We start from the raw sequence: 1,888 nt of genomic DNA on the forward strand, positions 1-1,888 counted from the left end.
TTGAAGAGATTCTCAGAGTTGTGGCGTAGAACGAAAAGGACATGCACCATGAACAATCCGATCTATGAGATTCCGGTCACGTCTGCCGGCCCTGGCTCCACGGCCATCGGCCGAGCGGATGCCGATGATCTCCACGTCAGATCGGGAGAGCCCGACTATCTGACAGGCCCGATCGTGTCGACTGAAGGAGTCTTCGTGAATTCCGGTAATTCTGATGCTGTCGTGCCCGCATCTGCCGGGCAGGAACCCGATCCCGACCTCTTGAATGCGCTCAAGGTGGTTCTTGACCTGAATGCCTCCGACCTGCATGTGACGGTGGGGGCCCAGCCGAGCATTCGCCTCGATGGCGGGCTGCGCCCGGTCGAGGGGTCAACCAAATGGCTGCGGGACAAGGTCACGTCCGCACTCTTCAGCCTGCTAAGTCCCGAGCAGCGTGAAGAGTTCGACCGGGAACTTGAGCTTGACTTCGCCTATACGGCGAGCGGCGCGAGATTCCGCGTGAACTACTACCAGCAGCGCAATTCGGTGGGTGGCGCCTTCCGACTGATTCCGCGAGACATCAAGCAGCTCGCGGAACTTGGCGTGCCCGAGTCGGTAGCCAGATTCGCGCAGCTGCCCCGTGGACTCGTGCTCGTGACGGGCCCGACCGGCTCCGGAAAATCCACGACGCTGGCAGCGCTGATCGACCTCGTGAATCGAACCCGCGCCGACCATATCGTCACGGTCGAAGACCCGATCGAGTTTCTTCATCGGCACCAAAAATCACTCGTAAACCAGCGCGAGGTCGGCCACGACACGCACAGCTTCGCGGCCGCGCTCAAGCACGTGCTGCGGCAAGACCCCGACGTGATCCTGATCGGCGAGCTTCGCGACCTGGAAACCGTGTCGGTCGCCTTGACCGCAGCAGAAACCGGGCACCTCGTTTTTGCGACGCTGCACACGCAGGATGCCGCGCAAACCATCGACCGCGTGATCGACGTCTTTCCGCCCTACCAGCAGGGTCAGGTGCGCGCTCAGCTCGCGGCCACCCTGCAGGGCGTCGTCTGCCAGACCCTGGTGAGGAAGATCGGCGGCGGCCGCGTGGTGGCGACGGAAGTGCTCGTGACGACGTCGGCCATCGCGAACCTCATTCGAGAGGGCAAGACGTACCAGATTTCCTCCGCCATGCAGGCGGGTCGTGCGCTCGGTATGCACACCATGGACCAACATCTGGCGGATCTCGTCAACGCCGGCAATATCACTCGGCAGTCCGCGGAAGAAAAGGCCCAGGATCTCGAGGGTCTTGCCCAACTCATTGCACATTCCGGCGGTACCAGCAGCTCTATCGATACGACGATGTCAGCCGGCGGCATCGACTTCGGTGACTCGTTCTCACCAAGAAAGAAGTAGCGCCATGCCCGCAACGCTCGCCTATGCCTACAAGGGACGCAATGCCGCCGGGAAGGTGGTGAAGGGGCGCCTCGATGCCGCGTCGGACAGCGCGGCCATGGTGAGGGTGCGAACCATGGGACTGGCCCCGATCTCCGTGGCCGAGGTGCCAGTGGGCACCGGGCTGAGCCGAGAGATCAGCATTCCCGGTTTCACGAAGCATCCCGGGCTGAAAGACCTCGCGGTCATGAGCCGTCAGATGGCCACCATGACCTCCGCCGGGCTCTCGCTGCTGCGCACTCTCAATATCTTGTCGCTGCAGACCGAGAACAAGGAACTTGCCAAAATCCTCACAAGCGTTCGTAACGACGTGGAGACGGGAGTCTCGCTCTCGGACGCTCTGGCCACGCACGCGAATGTCTTTCCCCCCATCATGATCAACCTCATCAAGGCCGGCGAGACGGGCGGTTTCCTCGAGAATTCGCTCAATTCGGTGGCCGAGAATTTTGAATCGGAGGGA

General features: G+C 61.8%; 2 protein-coding genes. Both read left to right on the forward strand.

From position 1 onward, the window contains the following. Window positions 1-48: 48 nt before the first annotated feature. Window positions 49-1,389, forward strand: a complete 1,341-nt coding sequence (locus JF66_RS18140; protein WP_081882493.1) for a type IV pilus twitching motility protein PilT — start codon at window positions 49-51, stop codon at window positions 1,387-1,389. 4 nt (window positions 1,390-1,393) lie between these two features. After that, a partial coding sequence (locus JF66_RS18145) for a type II secretion system F family protein (RefSeq protein WP_035880217.1) occupies window positions 1,394-1,888 on the forward strand: 495 nt, incomplete at its 3' end.

This window comes from Cryobacterium sp. MLB-32, assembly GCF_000738085.1.
In the GTDB taxonomy this organism is placed as follows: domain Bacteria; phylum Actinomycetota; class Actinomycetes; order Actinomycetales; family Microbacteriaceae; genus Cryobacterium.

Coding starts and splice junctions, on each gene's coding strand:
- JF66_RS18140 (WP_081882493.1), top strand. CDS start 49: ATGAACAATCCGATCTATGAGATTCCGGTCACGTCTGCCGGCCCTGGC.